This window comes from Cupriavidus sp. CPT47-8839-RL05A (assembly GCF_058792255.1).
On the sequence record NZ_JBYTEG010000001.1, the window covers coordinates 380,354 to 396,718 of the forward strand.

Here is a 16,365-nt window from a genome sequence, read left to right on the forward strand (position 1 = left end):
CGCTTCCCACCGGAGTTGTCCATGCTTCGCAGAACCTTTCTCGCCGTCGTGGCTTCGGGCGTGGTCGCCCTGCCCGCCTTCGCGCAGGATGCCAAGAGCCTGAACATCGGCTTTATCTCGACCGAATCGTCGTCGAACCTGAAGTCCGCCTGGCAGCCGCTGATCGACGATCTCAGCAAGACGCTGGGGGTACCCGTCAAGCCCTTCTTTGCGTCCGACTACGCCGGCATCATCGAGGGCATGCGCTTCAACAAGGTGCAGATCGCCTGGTTCGGCAACAAGTCGGCCATGGAGGCCGTGGACCGTGCCAACGGCGAGGTCTTTGCCTCGGTGATCGACAAGGACGGCAACCCGGGCTACTGGTCGGTGCTGATCGTCAACAAGGACAGCGACCTGAAGAGCGTCGAAGACGTGATCAAGCGCGGCAAGGACCTCAGCTACGGCGCCGGCGACCCCAACTCCACCTCGGGCACGGCCGTGCCGGGCTTCTACCTGTGGACCGCCAACAAGGTCGAGCCCAAGACGCTGTTCAAGGCCGTGCGCATCGGCAACCACGAGACCAACCTGCTGTCGGTGCTGAACAAGCAGGTCGATGTGGCGGTGAACAACACCGAGAACATGGAGCGCTATCGCATCAACACCGGCAAGAACGCCTATGACCAGGTGCGGGTGCTGTGGAAGTCGCCGCTGATCCCGGCCGATCCGATGGTCTATCGCAAGGACCTGCCGCCGGAGGTGAAGAAGAAGATCCAGGCCTTCTTCGTCAACTACGGCAAGGGCGCAGACGCCGCGCGTGAAAAGCAGGTGCTGGCCACCCTGACCTACCAGGGCTTCCGCAGCGCCAGCGATGCGCAGCTGGTGCCGATCCGCCAGATCGAACTGGCCCGCGAGAAGGCGAAGATCGAATCGGACACCACCCTGGCCGCTGCCGACAAGGAAAAGCGGCTGGCCGAGGTGACCCGCCGCCTGGCCGAGCTGGACAAGGCCGCCGGCAACGCCACCAGCACGCAATAAGCCCACCCCGACGAGGCCGGCGGCCCCCCGCCGCCGGCCCCGCATCGCTTCCGTTCCCCCGCTTGATTCCGGATTGCCCCATGACTGTCACCGCCAGGCCCGGCCTGCCTCCCACGCCCCGAAGCAACGTGCGCCCGCCGCGCACTTCCCTTGCCGTGATGCTGACCTGGGCAGTCCTGCTGGCCATGCTCGCCCTGTCCTGGCAGGGGGCCGACATGCGCCCGCTGGACCTGTTGCGCGACTCGGACAATATGGCGAAATTTGCCGCCGATTTCTTCCCGCCCGACTTCCGCGACTGGCGGCACTACCTGGACGAGATGCTCGTCACCGTGCAGATCGCGCTGTGGGGCACCGCCCTGGCCGTGGTGATGGCGGTGCCGCTGGGCCTGCTGTGCTCGGCCAATATCGTCCCGGCGTGGGCCTACCAGCCCGCACGCCGCATCATGGACGCTTGCCGCGCCATCAATGAGATGGTGTTCGCCATGCTGTTCATCGTGGCGGTCGGCCTGGGCCCGTTTGCCGGCGTGCTGGCGATCTGGATCCACACCACCGGCGTGCTGGCCAAGCTGTTCGCCGAAGCCGTCGAGGCCATCGACCCGCGCCCGGTGGAAGGCGTGCGCGCCACCGGCGCCGGCCCGATCGAGGAGATCGTCTACGGCGTGATCCCGCAGGTGCTGCCGCTGTGGCTGTCGTTCGCGCTGTACCGCTTCGAGTCCAACGTGCGCTCGGCCTCGGTGGTGGGCATCGTCGGCGCCGGCGGCATCGGCACCGTGCTGTGGGAGATCATCCGCAGCTTCCAGTACGGGCAGACCTGTGCCGTGATGATCATCATCATCCTGTTCGTCTCGGCCATCGACATCATCTCCGCGCAAATCCGCAAGGTACTGGTCTGACATCATGCTGAACCTGTCCCGCATCGAAACGCTGTTTGCCGACCATGGCAACGCCTGGTACGGCGGCGAAGCCATCAGCCAGACCGCGCACGCGCTGCAATGCGCGCAACTGGCCGAGCAGGCCGGCGAGCCCGAGCCGCTGATCGTCGCGGCCCTGCTCCACGACGTTGGCCACCTGCTGCTGGCCGAAAGCACCACCACCGACATGCGCCACCAGGAGGCCGCAGCCGATGCGCTGGCAGAACTGTTCGGTGACGAAGTGACAGAACCCGTGCGGCTGCACGTAGCGGCCAAGCGCTATCTGTGCGCGGCCGATCCGGCGTACTTCGCCACCTTGTCACCGGCTTCAGCGCAAAGCCTGGCGCTGCAAGGCGGACCGTTCGGCGCCGCACAGGCCGAAGCGTTCACCGCCAGCCGCCACGCCGCTGCCGCGGTGCGGCTGCGCCGCTACGACGACCTGGCCAAGGTGGTCGGCCTGGCCACGCCGCGGCTGGCGCACTACCTGGACATGGCCGCGCGTTGCGCGCGGACTGGCGCATGAACACCATCGCTGAAGCCGTGCTTACCCTGCGTGAAGTGCGCGGTTCCGACGCGGAACTGAGGCACCTGTCCGCGCTGCTGGCCGCGATGGACGATGAAGCGCCGCTGCCGCTGGCCACCATGCGCGAGCGCTACGCGACCATGCGCCGCTATCCGGACTACCGCTGCTACATGATGGTGGACGAGGACGAGGTGCCGCTGGGCACCTTCAGCCTGCTGGTATTTCCCGTGATGGTTCACGACGGGCGTCCCGAGGCGATTGTCGAGGCCGTGGTGGTGACGCCGTCCGCGCGCGGCATGGGCGTCGGCAAGGCGATGATGCGCGAAGCGATGCGCCTGGCCCGCGAGGCCGGGGCGGCCAAGCTGGCGCTGTCGTCCAACGCGCGGCGCCTGCAGGCCCACCAGTTCTATCGCCGGCTCGGGTTCACCGAGCACGGCATCAGTTTCAGCATTGAACTCTGATGGCAAGGCCGTGCCGGAGGCCTCGCTTCGGCACGGGTTTATCAGCTCAACGTTGCGCTATCGGAGGTAGCCCCAACCAGCCGCGCGAACGCTTCCGCCGCGGTTTCCAGGGCGCCGCTATTGTCGAACTCGACCAGGCGGCACCCTGCCGGCACGGTGAAGGCCTGCGTCGCGCGCGCCAGGCGCCGGGCAATCGCTTCTTCCGACTCGCGGCCACGCTGGCGCAGCCGCGTGGCCAGCACCTCCGGCCGCACGCGCACATGCACGGCGCACAGCTTCGGGTAGCGCGCCACGGCTTGCGGCAGGTACTCGCGCGAGCCATTGACGATCACCGTCAGGCCCCTGGCCAGCCACTGCTCGATCTCGATGCCGATGCCGTAATGCAGCCCGTGGCTGTGCCAGTCCAGCGCCAGGCAGCCGAGCGCCTGGCGGCGCCGGAATTCATCCGTGGTCAGCGCAACGGAGGCCTCGTTGGCATCGGCCTCGCGGGTGATATAGCGATGCGCGATGACGATGCGGTGGTCCGACCCGAGGCGCTCGCGCAGCGCGCGCAGCAGCGAGTCCTTGCCGCTGCCGGACGGCCCCATCAGGTAGAACAGGCCGTGTCCGTCGGCCGCGCCATGTGCGTTCATGCGTCCAGGTACGCCGCGCCGGCGCCGTCGGTGGTGCTGCCGTTGAAACCGTAGTGGCGGGCAACGATAAAGTCGTCGCCCGGCGCCGGCTGCACGAATACGCTGATCCCGTCCACATGAAGCGGCGCCTGCAGCAGCTTGCCGCTCGCGGCCCCCAGGCGCTCGAGGGCGGCGCGCTGGCTGGCAGCGTCAAGCATGCCGGTCAGCGTGATATGGAAGACGAAGGTGCCGAACACATACGGGTAGCCCCATTTGTCGAGCATGCGGCGCTCTTCATCGGTCAACTGGTCCGGTTTGCGCCGGCCGAGTTCTTCGGCCGTGGGCGGCGCGCGGAAGCGCTCGAATGCCAGTACGCACGCATCGGCCAGCGCCTGCATCGGTGGCGATCCGCCATCGGCCAGGCACCACGCCACAAAACCCCGCAGCGCACGCAGCGCCAGCGGTGCGTCGAATGCCTCGCGGCTACGCGCGAAGTCCCGTGCGGCGGCGTCGAGCATCGGCCCGTTGCTGCCCTGCACAAGCCGGAACGGCGGCTTCAGCGTGGCATGCAGGCCGTAGTGCGCCGGGGCCTGGACCCATTCGGCGGGCGGCGCCGTCATGCCCGCCGGCGCGGACAGCGCGGCGCCGGTATCGGCGTCGCGGCCGAGCCACTGGCTGCCAAACGTGCGGAATGGATCTGAGGGCGCCAGGTAGATGGCGTAACGGTGCGCTGGCAAGGTCATGCGGCAAGGTTACCAGCGGCGCCTGACGCCCGGCGGCGGCGACTGTGCTGGTTTTGTGGTCTGGACCGCAGACACCTTAGCGCAGGCAGATGACAGCCGGATGTCTAGACCAATGCCGCGGCGCCCCGCCTCAGTCACCGTCGGAAACCGTCAGCTGCACCCAGTCCCCGGCAAACCGCACCACGCTGTACTGCACCGGCGCCCCGTCGATATCGACGTTCAGCGCCTCAACCTGCAGCACCGGGCGCGTCTTCGGCTGGTTCAGCAGGCGCGCCACCGGGGCGCTGGGCATGGCCGCCGTGATGCGCGACCACTTGCGCGTGTAGTCGGCAATGCCGAAATGCGCGAGCGCGCGCGACACCGATTGCCTGGTGCGCAGCACCTCGTCGATGCCCTGGAAGCGCTTGAGGTCGAAGTAGTGCTCGGCAACGTCGATGGTGCGCTCTTCGGCCTTGCCGATCATCTGCACGTGCAGGATCTCGGCCGTGCGCGCAAGGCCCAGTTGCTTTGCCACTTCCGGCGCGCGCACCACCTGGCTGTCGATGATCTCGGTATGCCCGCGCATGCCCTGCGCGGCCAGGTTTTGCGAGAAGCGCGTGCGGCGCCCGATCGCGTAGTCGATCGCATGCTCCTGCACGAAAGTGCCGCGGCCCTGCTCGATCCGCACCAGGCCGCTCAGCTCCAGCTCGCCCATGGCGCGGCGGATGGTGTGGCGGTTGACCGCGAAGCGCGTGGCCAGTTCAGGCTCAGGGGGCAGCTGCTCGCCGGGCAGGTACAGCTTCTTGCGGATGTCGTCCGCCAGCGCCTCGCCAATCTGGCGCCATACCGCCACGCCGGAACCCCGTTCCACTTCTCGATCAGACATCTCGCGCTGCCCTCTTGTCATCAAGCGTTCACCATTGCCATGCGATTGTGCCTCAACCGCGCCGCCATGGCGGGGTGCCCGAGCAATGCCCCGCCCCCGTCATGAAACGTTCATCTGCCTGTGGTCTAGTAGCTGCGTGTTCAAGCAGTGACATCTAAACGTATAGACGTATAGGGGTGATGATGCAAAGCGAAACCGCGCAGGCCCATGCCGCCCGCGCCGCCTGGCTCCGGATCCTGGCGACGGCGCCCACCGACGCGCTCGACGGCGCTTACCAGCGGCTTGGCCAGGCGCAAGCGCTGCCGGCCTACCGGCTGCTGCGCAAGCCGGAGTCCGGCATGGCCATGGTCCGGGCCCGCGCAGGCGGTACCGGTGCCCAGTTCAACCTGGGGGAAATCACGGTCACGCGCTGCGCGGTCGTGCTCGAAGACGGCGCTGCCGGGGCCGCTGCAGGCGTGGCCTATATCCAGGGCCGCAGCGCCCGCCACGCCGAACAGGCCGCGGTGCTGGACGCGCTGCTGCAGCGCCCGGCCTGGCACCAGCGCGTGCAGGAGCTCGTGCTGGCGCCGCTGGCAAGCACGCAGGCGCAGCGCGCCGCACACGCAGCGGCCACCGCCGCCCAGACCCGCGTCGAATTCTTCACCATGGTCCGGGGAGAGGACTGAGATGACTGCCATGCAACCGATCCTGTCCACCCCGGCCGCCTCGCTGCTGCCGGGTTTCAACAACCCGGTCGACGACGCCCAGCTGGTCTTCCGCGCCGCGCTGCAGGCGTTTGCCCATCCGGGCCGGCTGCAGACGCTGCCCGTGGCCAGCGGCCTGCCCGACGGCCTGTCGCCCGCGCTGGCCGCGCTGCTGCTGACGCTGGCCGATCCCGATACCCCGGTCTGGCTGCCTGCCGGCGTGCCGGCCGCGGCGCGCGCGTTCCTGCGCTTCCATTGCGGCTGCCCGCTGACCGACGATCTCCGCGCCGCCGCCTTTGTCTGCGTGCCCGCCGGCTATGCCGTGCCGGCACTGGCGGATTGCGCGCAAGGCGACCCGGCCTTCCCCGACCGCTCGGCCACGCTGCTGGTGGAGGTGGCCTCGCTTGCCGCTGGCGACACCCTCACGCTGCGCGGCCCCGGCATCGAAACCACGCAGGTGCTGCGCGTGGCCGGGCTGCCCGCGGACTTCCGCGCCGGCTGGCGCGCCAACAACGCCGGCTTCCCGCTCGGCGTGGACCTGCTGCTGGCCAGCGGCGACCGATTCTGCGCCCTGACGCGCACCACGCTGGTGGAGGACTGACATGTATGTAGCCGTCAAAGGTGGCGAGCGCGCCATCCTCAATTCCTACCGGATGCTCGATGCCTATCGCCGCGGCGATACCGCGGTGCCGGAACTCACGCTGGCGCAGATCCGCGAACAGATGCCGCTGGCGGTGTCGCGCGTGATGGCCGAGGGCTCGCTGTACGATCCGCACCTGGCCGCGCTGGCCCTGAAACAGGCCGCCGGCGACCAGATCGAGGCGATCTTCCTGCTGCGCGCCTATCGCACAACACTGGCGCGCTTTGGCTATACCCAGCCGGTGGATACGGGTTCGATGCGCCTGCAGCGCCGGATCTCGTCCACGTTCAAGGACGTGCCGGGCGGCCAGGTGCTGGGGCCGACCTACGACTACACCCAGCGCCTGCTGGATTTCACGCTCGAAGCCGGCCGCGACCCCGAGCCGCTGCCGCCCTCGCCCGAACCGCTCGCCGCGAGCATGCCGCGCGTGACCGGCCTGCTGGAAGCGGATGAACTGGTCGAAGCCGACCAGATCCCCGCGGGCGACCCCGCGCCGCCCGACCTGACGCGCGAGCCGCTGACCTTCCCCGCCAGCCGCGCCGCGCGCCTGCAGAACCTGGCGCGCGCCGATGAAGGCTTCCTGCTGTCGATGGGCTATTCCACCCAGCGCGGCTACGGCAACTCGCACCCGTTCGCGGCCGAAATCCGCTATGGCGCGGCCGAGGTCGAACTGTTCGTGGAAGAGCTTGGCTTCGCCGTCACCATCGGCGAGATCGAGCTGACCGAATGCCAGATGGTGAGCCAGTTCGCCGGCAATGCCGACGAAGCCCCGCGTTTCACGCGCGGCTACGGGCTGGTGTTCGGCTACAACGAGCGCAAGGCCATGTCGATGGCGCTGGCCGACCGCGCCATGCGCGCCGAAGAACTGGGCGAGGCCGCCGACGCCCCGGCCAACGATATCGAATTCATGCTGTATCACAGCGACAACGTCGAGGCCTCCGGCTTCGTGCAGCACCTGAAGCTGCCCCACTACGTGGACTTCCAGGCCAACCTGGAACTGCTGCGCCGGCTGCGCGCGGAACAGGATGGCGCCGTGACCGCTACCGTGCAGGCGCAACCGCAGCCGCAAGAGGAGACGCTGGCATGACCACCCCCGACACCACCATGGCCACGGGCATTGCCCGCGACGACCACTACAACTTCGGCTACCTGGACGAGTCGACCAAGCGCATGCTGCGCCGCGCGCTGCTCAAGGCCGTGGCGATTCCCGGCTACCAGGTGCCCTTCGGCAGCCGCGAAATGCCGCTGCCCTACGGCTGGGGCACGGGCGGCATCCAGGTGACGGCCGCCATCATCGGCAAGGATGACGTGCTCAAGGTGATCGACCAGGGCTCGGACGACACCACCAACGCCATCAATATCCGCCGCTTCTTCGGCCGCGTCACCGGCGTGCAGACCACCGAGCGCACCGCCGAGGCCAGCATCATCCAGACCCGTCACCGGATTCCGGAAACGCCGTTGCGCGCGGGCCAGACCCTGGTGTTCCAGGTGCCCATCCCCGAGCCGCTGCGCTGGCTGGAGCCGAGCGAGGGCGAGACCCGCACCATGCATGCACTGGCCGAGTACGGCGCAATGCACGTCAAGCTGTATGAGGACATCGCCCATCACGGCCATATCGCCACCACCTACGACTACCCCGTGATCGTCAACCAGCGCTACATGATGCGGCCGTCGCCGATCCCCAAGTTCGACAATCCCAAGCTCGACCGCAGCCCCGCGCTGATGCTGTTCGGCGCCGGGCGCGAGAAGCGCGTCTATGCCGTGCCGCCGTACACCGCGGTCAAGAGCCTGGACTTCGCCGACCATCCCTTCACGGTGGAAAAGTGGTCCAGCTGCTGCGCCCAGTGCGGCGCCACCGACAGCTACCTGGACGAGATCATCACCGACGACGCCGGCACGCGCCTGTTCGTGTGCTCCGACACCGAATACTGCGCCGACCGCCAGGCGGCCCAGGCCGTCAAGGCCGCTGCCGGAGGTGCCCGATGAGCGCCACCCCGCTGCTGTCGGTGCGCGGCCTGACGCGCACCTGGGACGGCCTGCACGGCTGCCATGACGTCAGCTTCGACCTGTACCCGGGCGAGGTGCTGTGCGTGGTGGGCGAATCGGGCTCCGGCAAGAGCACGCTGCTGCAGGCCTTGTCGATGCAGGCGCCGGCACAGCGCGGCAGCGTCAGCTACGACATGCGCGAGTCCGGCCTGACCGACCTGGCCACGCTGTCCAGCGCGCGCTTGCGGCTGCTGGACCGCACCGACTGGGGCTTCGTACGCCAGCATGCGCGCGACGGCCTGCGCATGCAGGTCAGCGCCGGCGCCAATATCGCCGAGCGCCTGATGGCCGTGGGCGAGCGCCACTACGGCAACCTGCGCGAAGTCGCCGCCACCTGGCTCGAGAAGATGGAGATCGACCTGGCCCGGCTGGACGACGTGCCCGGCACCTTCTCCGGCGGCATGCAGCAGCGTTTGCAGATCGCGCGCAACCTGGTCACGCACCCGCGCCTGGTGTTCATGGACGAGCCCACCGCATCGCTTGACGTGTCGGTGCAGGCCCGCCTGCTAGACCTGCTGCGCCGCCTGGTGGCGGACCTTGGCCTCGCCGCCGTGCTGGTCACGCACGACCTGGCCGTGGCGCGCCTGCTGGCGCACCGCACACTGGTCATGCAAGGCGGCCGCGTGGTGGAGCAAGGCCTGACCGACCAGATCCTCGATGACCCGCAGCACCCGTATACGCAGTTGCTGGTCTCTTCCATCCTGCAGGGCTGACGACGATGCACGCAGAACACCACCCACAGAAACTGGTCGAGGTTCGCGGCCTCGGCAAGATGTTTACGCTGCACAACCAGGGCGGCATCCGCCTGCCGGTGCTGCGCGCGATGGATTTCGATGCCGCCCGCGGCGAATGCCTGGTGCTGTCCGGGCCCTCGGGCACCGGCAAGAGCACGCTGCTGCGCTGCCTGTACGGCAACTACGTGGCCACCGAAGGCAGCATCCGCCTGCGCGATACCAGCGCCGAAGACGAGCCGTGGGTCGAGCTGACCCACGCCCCCGAACAACGCGTGCTGAAGCTGCGCCGCGACGTGATCGGCTATGTCAGCCAGTTCCTGCGCGCGATTCCGCGCGTCGGCGCGCTCGACGTGGTGGCCGATCCGCTGCAGCAGCGCGGCGCCAGCCATGAGGAAGCCCGTGCCCGCGCGGCAGAACTGCTGGCACGGCTGAACCTGCCGCGCCGGCTGTGGGACCTGCCGCCGGCCACCTTCTCCGGCGGCGAGCAGCAGCGCGTGAACATCGCGCGCGGCCTGATCGGCGGCCATCCGATCCTGCTGCTGGACGAGCCCACCGCCTCGCTGGACGCCGACAACCGCGCCGTGGTGGTCGAGCTGATCCGCGAGGCCCTGGCCGAAGGCCGCGCGCTGATCGGCATCTTCCACGATGAAGCCGTGCGCGATGCCGTTGCCACGCGCCTGCTGCCGCTGCAACCCGCTAGCGCCCTCGCCTGATTTGATCCCAGAACGGAGCCGGACATGTCTGCTACCTACCTGACGCACGCCACCCTGGTGCTGCCGGACCGCGTGCTGCACGACAGCGCGCTGCTGATCGAGGATGGCCGCATCGCCGCCATCGAACCGGCACCCGCAGCGGTCCCCGCCCATGCCGCCGTGATCGACCTGCATGGCCACACGGTGATGCCGGGCCTGGTCGACGTGCATTGCGACGCCATCGAGAAGGAAGTCGAACCGCGCGCCAGCGTGCTGTTCCCGCTGGACTTTGCCGTGGCCCAGGTGGACCGCCGCAACGCCGCGGCCGGCATCACCACGCCGTACCACGCGCTGTCGTTCGCGGGCAACCAGTTCGGCGTGCGCAATGTCGACACCGCGGCCACGCTGGTGCGCACCCTGGCCGCGTATCGCCGCCACAGCCTGGTCGACAACCGCATCCATTGCCGCTACGAAGTCACCGATTCCAGCGCCGTGCCGGTGCTGGAAGCGCTGATGGCCGAGGGCGTGGTCGACCTGCTGTCCGTGATGGACCACTCGCCGGGCCAGGGCCAGTTCAAGACCATGGATGCCTACCTGGCCTACATGATGGGCAACCACGGCATGAGCCGCGAGCAAGCCGCCGATGCGGCCGACAAGAAGGCCGCCGCGCTGGAAGGCGCGCATGAGCGCGTCAACCGGCTGGTGGCCGGCGCGCATGCGCTGGGCATCCCCACCGCCAGCCATGACGACGATTCTCCGCAGCGCATCGCCGCCATGCGCGCGCTGGGCGTGCGCATGAGCGAGTTCCCGATCAACCTGGAAACCGCGCAAGCCGCGTGCGCCCAGGCGCTGCCGACCATCCTGGGCGCGCCCAACGTGCTGCGCGGCAAGAGCCAGAGCGGCTCGATGCGCGCCATCGACGCCATTCACGCCGGCGTGGGCACCATCCTGTGCTCGGACTACCAGCCGTCCACGCTGATCGCCGCCGCGTATGCCGCCGCGCGCCTGGCCGACCTGCCGCTGAACCAGGCGCTGGCGCTGGTCACCGCCAATCCGGCCGACGCCTGCCTGCTGGACGACCGCGGGCGCCTGGCGCCGGGGCTGCGCGCGGACGTGATCGCCGTGTCCGGCGTGGCAGGCCAGCCGATGGTCACGCATACCTGGTCTGGCGGGCGGCTGGTGTTTGCGGCGGGGTATCCGTCGGTGCGGCACGTTGGCGATGCCGCCTTGCTGCGCGAAACCGCGCTGCGCGAGGTGGCATAAGGAGGATTGGCCGGGATTCGTAAAATTCCGCTGCGCCTCCGCCAGACTGCTGATTTGAACAGGAAATCGAGCGCAATCTCGATCAGCGCTTGGACGAGCCAGCGCCGGTCAGTCCGGCAACACAGTAGCGCTGGCTACGGCCGTTCGCTGCTGGCCGATGGCGGCTTCACCGGCTGAGCGATCGGATCAGGCCCCGGGGTTGAACCCCAACGCCGTGCTGACCGCGCGCGCCTCGCGCCGCACGGCGCTGCCGATGGGCCCGTCGATGGCGGGATCAAAGCCGCCGGTGGCGCCCAGCGCCGTCAGCACCGCGCAGACGCGCCCGGTGTAGTCGCGCACCGGCGCCGCCACGGCGCTGATGCCGGTCAGGTTGGTGTCGCGCACCCAGGCGCAGTCGTCGGCCTGCACCGCGCGGCGCAGCGCGCCGATGGGGTCTTTGCCATCGAGCAGCGCCAGCCGCGCCGGACTTGCCGCGGCCAGTTCCTCCTCGGCCTGGGCATGCACGCGCTTTTCATCGAGCAGGCCCAGGAACACGCGCCCGGTGGCCGACCACAGCAATGGCATCACCGAGCCCGCGCGCACGTTCACCGTCACCGGCAAACCCGGTTCCTCAAAGCGCATGATGGTCGGCCCCTTGTTGCCCATCACCGCGACAAAGCAGGTCACCTCCAGCGCTTCACGCAGGCGTACCAACGAGGCTTCGGCCAGCCGGATCGGGTCGGCCTGGCGCATCGCCGCCATGCCGATCTGCAGCGCCTCGAAGCCCAGGTGGTATTGCTGCGTGCCCGTCTCCTGCGCCACCAGCCCCTCTTCCACCAGGCTGACCAGGTAGCGGTGCACCTTGGCCGGGCTTTCGTCGATATGCGCGGCCAGCGCGGTCAGGCTGGCGCGTCCGCCCAGCCGGGCCAGTCCCTTGAGCACGGCCATGCCGGTGACCGCCGATTGCACGCGCTGGCGGCGTTCGCGCGTGCGGGGCGCGTCGGCGGGTTCGATCGGAGGTTGGGCAGCTTTCGGTCGGGGCATGGCGGGAAGATCCGGCAAACGGTGAGCGGTCATCACATGGAAGGCGGATCAAGCCATGCGGCCGCCGCAGGACAGTTCAAGGTTAACCCGCATTCAATCATTACGCAATGCGTATATGATTTACGCAAAATAGAAACACCGGTGCCGTACACCGGGCTGACCAACAAGGAGACAAGCCCCCATGCCCCGCCTCAACTTCAAGCGCCTGGCCATTGGCGCGCTGGCCCTGCCGATGCTGGCCGCCGCCCCCGCGCACGCCGCCGACGCCTACCCTGCCAAGCCGATCCGCTGGATCGTCCCCTACGCCGCCGGCGGCGGCTCGGACTTCCTGGCGCGCACCATCGGCCAGGGGCTGTCGGCCAAGGTCGGCCAGCCGGTGGTGGTGGACAACAAGCCGGGCGGCAATACCGCCATCGGCGCGGCCGAGACGGCGCGCTCGGCCGCCGACGGCTATACCGTGCTGTCGGCTGACAACGGCACGCTGGTGTTCAACCCGGTGCTGTACAAATCGCTCTCCTACAACCCTGGCAAGGACCTGGCTCCGGTGACGCTGCTGGGCCGCTTCCCGATGATCCTGGTGGTGGGCGCGACCAGCCCGGTCAAGAGCGCCAAGGAATTCATCGCCCAGACCAAGGCCACCCAGGGCGGCATCAACTACGGCTCGGCCGGCGCGGGCAGCCCGCACCACCTGGCGATGGAGCTGCTGAAGGTGGAAGCCGGCCTGTCGATGACGCATGCCCCCTACCGCGGCGCCGCGCCGGCGCTGTCGGACGTGGCCGCCGGGCAGGTGGTGGCGATGATGGTGGACTACGCCGCCGGCGCCGGCTTTATCAAGGGCGGCAAGGTCCGGCCGCTGGCGGTGGCCAATGCCACCCGGCTGCCGCAGCTGCCCGACGTGCCGACCTTTGCCGAACTGGGCTACCCGCGCGTGGAAGCTGCCGCGCTGGTGGGCATGGTGGTGCCGGCCGGCACGCCGCCGGAGGTGGTCAACACGCTGAACAAGGATGTGGTCGCGGCAATCCGCGAGCCCGCTGTCAACAAGCGGCTGGTGGACTTCGGCGTGGAGCCGGTCGGCAACTCGCCGGCTCAGTTCAGCGAGCTGCTGCGCAGCGAGTCCACCCGCTGGACCAAGCTGATCCGCGACCTGAAGATCACGCTGGACAACTGAGCCCGGCCGCAACACCGAATGGCCGTCCGGCCCTGACCGGACGGCCCTGTTTTTCGCCAGGAGTACGCAGCATGGCCAACCCCTCCCCCAGCGCCGCGCGCAGCGGCTGCCCGATCGACCACAGCGCCTTGACCGCGCCCAACGGCTGCCCGGTCAGCCACAACGCGGCGCAATTCGATCCCTTCGGCGACGGCTACCAGCAGGACCCGCCCGAATACGTGCGCTGGTCGCGCGAGCAGGAGCCGGTGTTCTACAGCCCCAGGCTGGGCTACTGGGTGGTCACGCGCTATCAAGACATCAAGGCGATCTTCCGTGACAACCTGACCTTCAGCCCGTCGATCGCGCTGGAGAAGATCACGCCCACCGGCGACGAGGCCAATGCCGTGCTGGCCTCCTATGGCTATGCCATGAACCGCACGCTGGTCAACGAGGACGAGCCCGCCCACATGCCGCGCCGGCGCGCGCTGATGGCGCCCTTCACGCCCGCGGAACTGGCGCACCATGAGCCACTGGTGCGCCGCCTGGCACGCGAGTATGTCGACCGCTTTATCGACGATGGCCGCGCCGACCTGGTCGACCAGATGCTGTGGGAAGTGCCGCTGACCGTGGCCCTGCATTTCCTGGGCGTGCCCGAAGAGGACATGGACCTGCTGCGCCAGTACTCCATCGCCCATACCGTCAACACCTGGGGCCGGCCAAAGCCGGAGGAACAGGTGGCGGTGGCGCATGCCGTGGGCAACTTCTGGCAGCTGGCGGGCCGCATCCTGGACAAGATGCGCGAGGACCCGTCCGGCCCGGGCTGGATGCAGTACGGCCTGCGCAAGCAGAAAGAACTACCCGATGTCGTCACCGACTCCTACCTGCATTCGATGATGATGGCCGGCATCGTCGCCGCGCACGAGACCACCGCCAATGCCTCGGCCAATGCCATCAAGCTGCTGCTGCAGCATCCGGATGCATGGCGCGAGATCTGCGACGATCCATCGCTGATCCCCAACGCGGTGGAAGAATGCCTGCGCCACAACGGCTCCGTCGCCGCATGGCGGCGGCTGGTGACGCGCGACGCCGAGGTCGGCGGCATCCGCCTGCCGGCGGGCAGCAAGCTGCTGATCGTCACGTCCTCGGCCAACCATGACGAGCGCCATTTTGCCGATGCCGACCTGTTCGACATCCGCCGCGACAACGCCAGCGAGCAGCTGACCTTTGGCTACGGCTCGCACCAGTGCATGGGCAAGAACCTGGCGCGCATGGAGATGCAGGTCTTCCTGGAGGAACTGACACGCCGGCTGCCGCATATGCGCCTGGCCGGGCAGACCTTCACCTACGTGCCCAACACCTCGTTCCGCGGCCCCGAGCACCTGCTGGTGGAATGGAACCCCGCGCAGAACCCCGAGCGCCGCGACCCGGCCCTGCTCGAGGTGCACCAGCCGGTGCGCATCGGCGAGCCGTCCGCGCACACCATCGCCCGCACGGTGGTGGTCGAGCGCGTCACGCCCGCCGCCGACGGCGTGGTCCGGCTGCGGCTGGCGGCGCCTGACGGCAAGCCACTGCCGCGCTGGGCCCCGGGCTCGCATATCGACGTGGAATGCGGCGATACCGGGCTGTCGCGCCAATATTCGCTGTGCGGCGATCCGGACGACGCCGCGGCGCTTGAGATTGCCGTGCTGCGCGACCCCGACAGCCGCGGCGGCTCGGCCTGGGTGCATGGCAGCGTCCAGGCCGGCGACCGCCTGCGCATCCGCGGGCCGCGCAACCACTTCCGCTTCGATGAAAGCTGCGGGCGCGCCATCTTTATCGCCGGCGGTATCGGCATCACGCCGGTCAGCGCGATGGCGCGGCGCGCCCGTGCGCTTGGCATCGACTACGAATTCCACTACTGCGGCCGTTCGCGCCAGGCCATGGCGATGCTGGATGAACTGCAGGCCCTGCACGGTGCACGGCTGCACATCCATGCCAGCGATGAAGGCCAGCGCGCCGACTTCGGCAAGCTGCTGGCGCGGCCGGACCCGCGCACCCAGATCTACGCCTGCGGCCCGCAGCGCATGCTGGATGCGCTGGCCGGGTGCTGCGCGGCGTGGCCGGAAGATGCGCTGCGCGTGGAGCACTTCGTATCGAAGCTGGGCACGCTGGATGCGTCGAAGGAACTGCCGTTCACCGTCGAGCTGAAGGACTCCGGCCTGGTCATGGAAGTCCCGGCCGGCCAGACCCTGCTGAGCGCGCTGCGCGGCGCCAATATCGACGTGCAGAGCGATTGCGAGGAAGGCCTGTGCGGGTCCTGCGAGGTGCGCGTGCTGGCCGGCCAGGTCGACCATCGCGACGTGGTGCTCACGCGCAGCGAGCGCGAGGCCAACCAGCGCATGATGGCGTGCTGCTCGCGCGCCTGTGGCGGCGGCCGGCTGGTGCTGGAGCTCTGAGCGCCCGCCCGTCAGGCGGTGGCGTTGAAGGCGTCGTGGTACTGCACGCTGCCCGCCGGATAGCCGCCGTCGAACGCCAGTGCCTGGAAGTACTCGGGCGGCACGCCGTCCAGCACCAGCCCGGGCCGAACGGCAAAGCCGAAGCGGCCGTAGTAGCCGGGATCGCCCAGCACCACGCAGCCGGCGGCGCCAAGGCGGCGCAGCTGGTCCAGCGACGCGCGCATCAGTTGCGAGCCGATGCCCTGCCCCTGCAGGTCCGGCGCCACCGAGATCGGGCCCAGTCCGTACCAGCCGGTCGCGCCGGATGAGACCGTAACCGGCGAAATCGCCACGTGTCCCACCAGCTCATCGCCTGCCTGTGCCACCAGCGACACCGTCAGCTGGCCGGCGCGGCGCAGCGCATTGACCACGAACGCCTCGGTGTGGCTGGTATGCGGCGCCGTCAGGAAGGCGGCGGTGGTCAGCCGGGCGATGGCGTCGGCGTCGGACGGCGACTCTGGGCGGATCTGCACGGACATGGCGGGACTCGGACTTCGATCAGGTCTTGGGAACCCGAATTCTACGCTCCCCTTCA

General features: G+C 69.0%; 18 protein-coding genes. 13 read left to right on the plus strand and 5 right to left on the minus strand.

Annotation, left to right across the window (positions count from 1 at the left end):
• The first annotated feature begins 21 nt into the window (after positions 1-21).
• The 4 genes from phnD (at position 22) to AC3WVS_RS01660 (ending at position 2,909) form a co-directional block, all read left to right on the plus strand.
• Positions 22-1,014 carry a phosphonate ABC transporter substrate-binding protein gene (gene phnD, locus AC3WVS_RS01645; RefSeq protein WP_492317091.1) on the plus strand — a complete coding sequence of 331 codons (993 nt, stop codon included), beginning with the start codon at positions 22-24 and terminating at the stop codon, positions 1,012-1,014.
• An 80-nt stretch (positions 1,015-1,094) separates the two neighbouring features.
• Positions 1,095-1,907 carry a phosphonate ABC transporter, permease protein PhnE gene (phnE, locus tag AC3WVS_RS01650; RefSeq protein WP_013952925.1) on the plus strand — a complete coding sequence of 271 codons (813 nt, stop codon included), beginning with the start codon at positions 1,095-1,097 and terminating at the stop codon, positions 1,905-1,907.
• 4 nt (positions 1,908-1,911) lie between these two features.
• Positions 1,912-2,448: a phosphonate degradation HD-domain oxygenase gene (locus tag AC3WVS_RS01655; protein WP_010809362.1), complete on the plus strand. Its 537-nt coding sequence runs from the start codon at positions 1,912-1,914 to the stop codon at positions 2,446-2,448.
• Positions 2,445-2,909, plus strand: a complete 465-nt coding sequence (locus AC3WVS_RS01660) for a GNAT family N-acetyltransferase (RefSeq protein WP_492317092.1) — start codon at positions 2,445-2,447, stop codon at positions 2,907-2,909. Before AC3WVS_RS01655 ends, AC3WVS_RS01660 begins: the two co-directional genes overlap by 4 nt.
• Before the next feature lie 41 nt (positions 2,910-2,950).
• Here the strand turns inward: AC3WVS_RS01660 and phnN are convergent, their stop codons facing one another.
• From phnN to phnF, 3 genes are all read right to left on the minus strand, one after another.
• On the minus strand, positions 2,951-3,541 hold the full coding sequence (gene phnN, locus AC3WVS_RS01665; protein WP_492317093.1) for a phosphonate metabolism protein/1,5-bisphosphokinase (PRPP-forming) PhnN: 591 nt from the start codon (positions 3,539-3,541) through the stop codon (positions 2,951-2,953).
• On the minus strand, positions 3,538-4,263 hold the full coding sequence (locus tag AC3WVS_RS01670; RefSeq protein WP_492317094.1) for a DUF1045 domain-containing protein: 726 nt from the start codon (positions 4,261-4,263) through the stop codon (positions 3,538-3,540). The genes phnN and AC3WVS_RS01670 overlap by 4 nt, the downstream gene beginning before the upstream one ends.
• 130 nt (positions 4,264-4,393) lie before the next feature.
• Positions 4,394-5,128 (minus strand): phosphonate metabolism transcriptional regulator PhnF, encoded by a 735-nt coding sequence (gene phnF / locus AC3WVS_RS01675; protein ID WP_492317095.1) that lies wholly within the window; start codon positions 5,126-5,128, stop codon positions 4,394-4,396.
• Between the two features lie 179 nt (positions 5,129-5,307).
• Here phnF and phnG point away from each other — a divergent pair, with 179 nt between their 5' ends.
• Genes phnG through AC3WVS_RS01710 form a run of 7 tightly spaced genes read left to right on the plus strand, consistent with a single transcriptional unit; the run spans position 5,308 to position 11,186 of the window.
• On the plus strand, positions 5,308-5,793 hold the full coding sequence (gene phnG, locus AC3WVS_RS01680) for a phosphonate C-P lyase system protein PhnG (RefSeq protein ID WP_492317096.1): 486 nt from the start codon (positions 5,308-5,310) through the stop codon (positions 5,791-5,793).
• 1 nt (position 5,794) lies between these two features.
• Complete coding sequence (phnH, locus tag AC3WVS_RS01685) at positions 5,795-6,412, plus strand: phosphonate C-P lyase system protein PhnH (RefSeq protein ID WP_492317097.1); 618 nt, start codon at positions 5,795-5,797, stop codon at positions 6,410-6,412.
• Between the two features lies 1 nt (position 6,413).
• Positions 6,414-7,538, plus strand: coding sequence for a carbon-phosphorus lyase complex subunit (locus AC3WVS_RS01690; protein ID WP_492317098.1), 1,125 nt, complete (start codon positions 6,414-6,416; stop codon positions 7,536-7,538).
• Positions 7,535-8,437: an alpha-D-ribose 1-methylphosphonate 5-phosphate C-P-lyase PhnJ gene (locus AC3WVS_RS01695; protein ID WP_492317099.1), complete on the plus strand. Its 903-nt coding sequence runs from the start codon at positions 7,535-7,537 to the stop codon at positions 8,435-8,437. Before AC3WVS_RS01690 ends, AC3WVS_RS01695 begins: the two co-directional genes overlap by 4 nt.
• Positions 8,434-9,210, plus strand: a complete 777-nt coding sequence (phnK, locus tag AC3WVS_RS01700; protein ID WP_492317100.1) for a phosphonate C-P lyase system protein PhnK — start codon at positions 8,434-8,436, stop codon at positions 9,208-9,210. The genes AC3WVS_RS01695 and phnK overlap by 4 nt, the downstream gene beginning before the upstream one ends.
• 5 nt (positions 9,211-9,215) lie before the next feature.
• Complete coding sequence (gene phnL / locus AC3WVS_RS01705; protein ID WP_492317101.1) at positions 9,216-9,944, plus strand: phosphonate C-P lyase system protein PhnL; 729 nt, start codon at positions 9,216-9,218, stop codon at positions 9,942-9,944.
• Between the two features lie 24 nt (positions 9,945-9,968).
• Complete coding sequence (locus AC3WVS_RS01710) at positions 9,969-11,186, plus strand: alpha-D-ribose 1-methylphosphonate 5-triphosphate diphosphatase (protein WP_492317102.1); 1,218 nt, start codon at positions 9,969-9,971, stop codon at positions 11,184-11,186.
• A gap of 186 nt (positions 11,187-11,372) precedes the next feature.
• Here the strand turns inward: AC3WVS_RS01710 and AC3WVS_RS01715 are convergent, their stop codons facing one another.
• Positions 11,373-12,209, minus strand: coding sequence for an IclR family transcriptional regulator (locus tag AC3WVS_RS01715; RefSeq protein ID WP_011617123.1), 837 nt, complete (start codon positions 12,207-12,209; stop codon positions 11,373-11,375).
• Between the two features lie 181 nt (positions 12,210-12,390).
• On the opposite strand from AC3WVS_RS01715, the gene AC3WVS_RS01720 reads away from it, so the two are divergent.
• Positions 12,391-13,377: a Bug family tripartite tricarboxylate transporter substrate binding protein gene (locus tag AC3WVS_RS01720; RefSeq protein ID WP_492317103.1), complete on the plus strand. Its 987-nt coding sequence runs from the start codon at positions 12,391-12,393 to the stop codon at positions 13,375-13,377.
• Between the two features lie 71 nt (positions 13,378-13,448).
• On the plus strand, positions 13,449-15,791 hold the full coding sequence (locus AC3WVS_RS01725; RefSeq protein ID WP_492317104.1) for a cytochrome P450/oxidoreductase: 2,343 nt from the start codon (positions 13,449-13,451) through the stop codon (positions 15,789-15,791).
• Positions 15,792-15,802: 11 nt separating this feature from the next.
• Here the strand turns inward: AC3WVS_RS01725 and AC3WVS_RS01730 are convergent, their stop codons facing one another.
• The gene (locus AC3WVS_RS01730) at positions 15,803-16,309 is read right to left on the minus strand and encodes a GNAT family N-acetyltransferase (protein ID WP_492317105.1); all 507 of its coding nucleotides are present in this window, start codon (positions 16,307-16,309) and stop codon (positions 15,803-15,805) included.
• Positions 16,310-16,365 lie beyond the last annotated feature (56 nt).

Excerpts from the sequence above, each read along its gene's own strand:
- AC3WVS_RS01725 (WP_492317104.1), top strand. The coding sequence starts at position 13,449 with ATGGCCAACCCCTCCCCCAGCGCCGCGCGCAGCGGCTGCCCGATCGAC.
- AC3WVS_RS01730 (WP_492317105.1), bottom strand. The coding sequence starts at position 16,309 with ATGTCCGTGCAGATCCGCCCAGAGTCGCCGTCCGACGCCGACGCCATC.
- AC3WVS_RS01670 (WP_492317094.1), bottom strand. The coding sequence starts at position 4,263 with ATGACCTTGCCAGCGCACCGTTACGCCATCTACCTGGCGCCCTCAGAT.
- phnK (WP_492317100.1), top strand. The coding sequence starts at position 8,434 with ATGAGCGCCACCCCGCTGCTGTCGGTGCGCGGCCTGACGCGCACCTGG.
- phnG (WP_492317096.1), top strand. The coding sequence starts at position 5,308 with ATGATGCAAAGCGAAACCGCGCAGGCCCATGCCGCCCGCGCCGCCTGG.
- AC3WVS_RS01660 (WP_492317092.1), top strand. The coding sequence starts at position 2,445 with ATGAACACCATCGCTGAAGCCGTGCTTACCCTGCGTGAAGTGCGCGGT.
- phnF (WP_492317095.1), bottom strand. The coding sequence starts at position 5,128 with ATGTCTGATCGAGAAGTGGAACGGGGTTCCGGCGTGGCGGTATGGCGC.
- phnD (WP_492317091.1), top strand. The coding sequence starts at position 22 with ATGCTTCGCAGAACCTTTCTCGCCGTCGTGGCTTCGGGCGTGGTCGCC.
- AC3WVS_RS01690 (WP_492317098.1), top strand. The coding sequence starts at position 6,414 with ATGTATGTAGCCGTCAAAGGTGGCGAGCGCGCCATCCTCAATTCCTAC.
- AC3WVS_RS01655 (WP_010809362.1), top strand. The coding sequence starts at position 1,912 with ATGCTGAACCTGTCCCGCATCGAAACGCTGTTTGCCGACCATGGCAAC.
- AC3WVS_RS01715 (WP_011617123.1), bottom strand. The coding sequence starts at position 12,209 with ATGCCCCGACCGAAAGCTGCCCAACCTCCGATCGAACCCGCCGACGCG.
- phnL (WP_492317101.1), top strand. The coding sequence starts at position 9,216 with ATGCACGCAGAACACCACCCACAGAAACTGGTCGAGGTTCGCGGCCTC.
- AC3WVS_RS01720 (WP_492317103.1), top strand. The coding sequence starts at position 12,391 with ATGCCCCGCCTCAACTTCAAGCGCCTGGCCATTGGCGCGCTGGCCCTG.
- phnE (WP_013952925.1), top strand. The coding sequence starts at position 1,095 with ATGACTGTCACCGCCAGGCCCGGCCTGCCTCCCACGCCCCGAAGCAAC.
- phnH (WP_492317097.1), top strand. The coding sequence starts at position 5,795 with ATGACTGCCATGCAACCGATCCTGTCCACCCCGGCCGCCTCGCTGCTG.
- AC3WVS_RS01695 (WP_492317099.1), top strand. The coding sequence starts at position 7,535 with ATGACCACCCCCGACACCACCATGGCCACGGGCATTGCCCGCGACGAC.
- phnN (WP_492317093.1), bottom strand. The coding sequence starts at position 3,541 with ATGAACGCACATGGCGCGGCCGACGGACACGGCCTGTTCTACCTGATG.
- AC3WVS_RS01710 (WP_492317102.1), top strand. The coding sequence starts at position 9,969 with ATGTCTGCTACCTACCTGACGCACGCCACCCTGGTGCTGCCGGACCGC.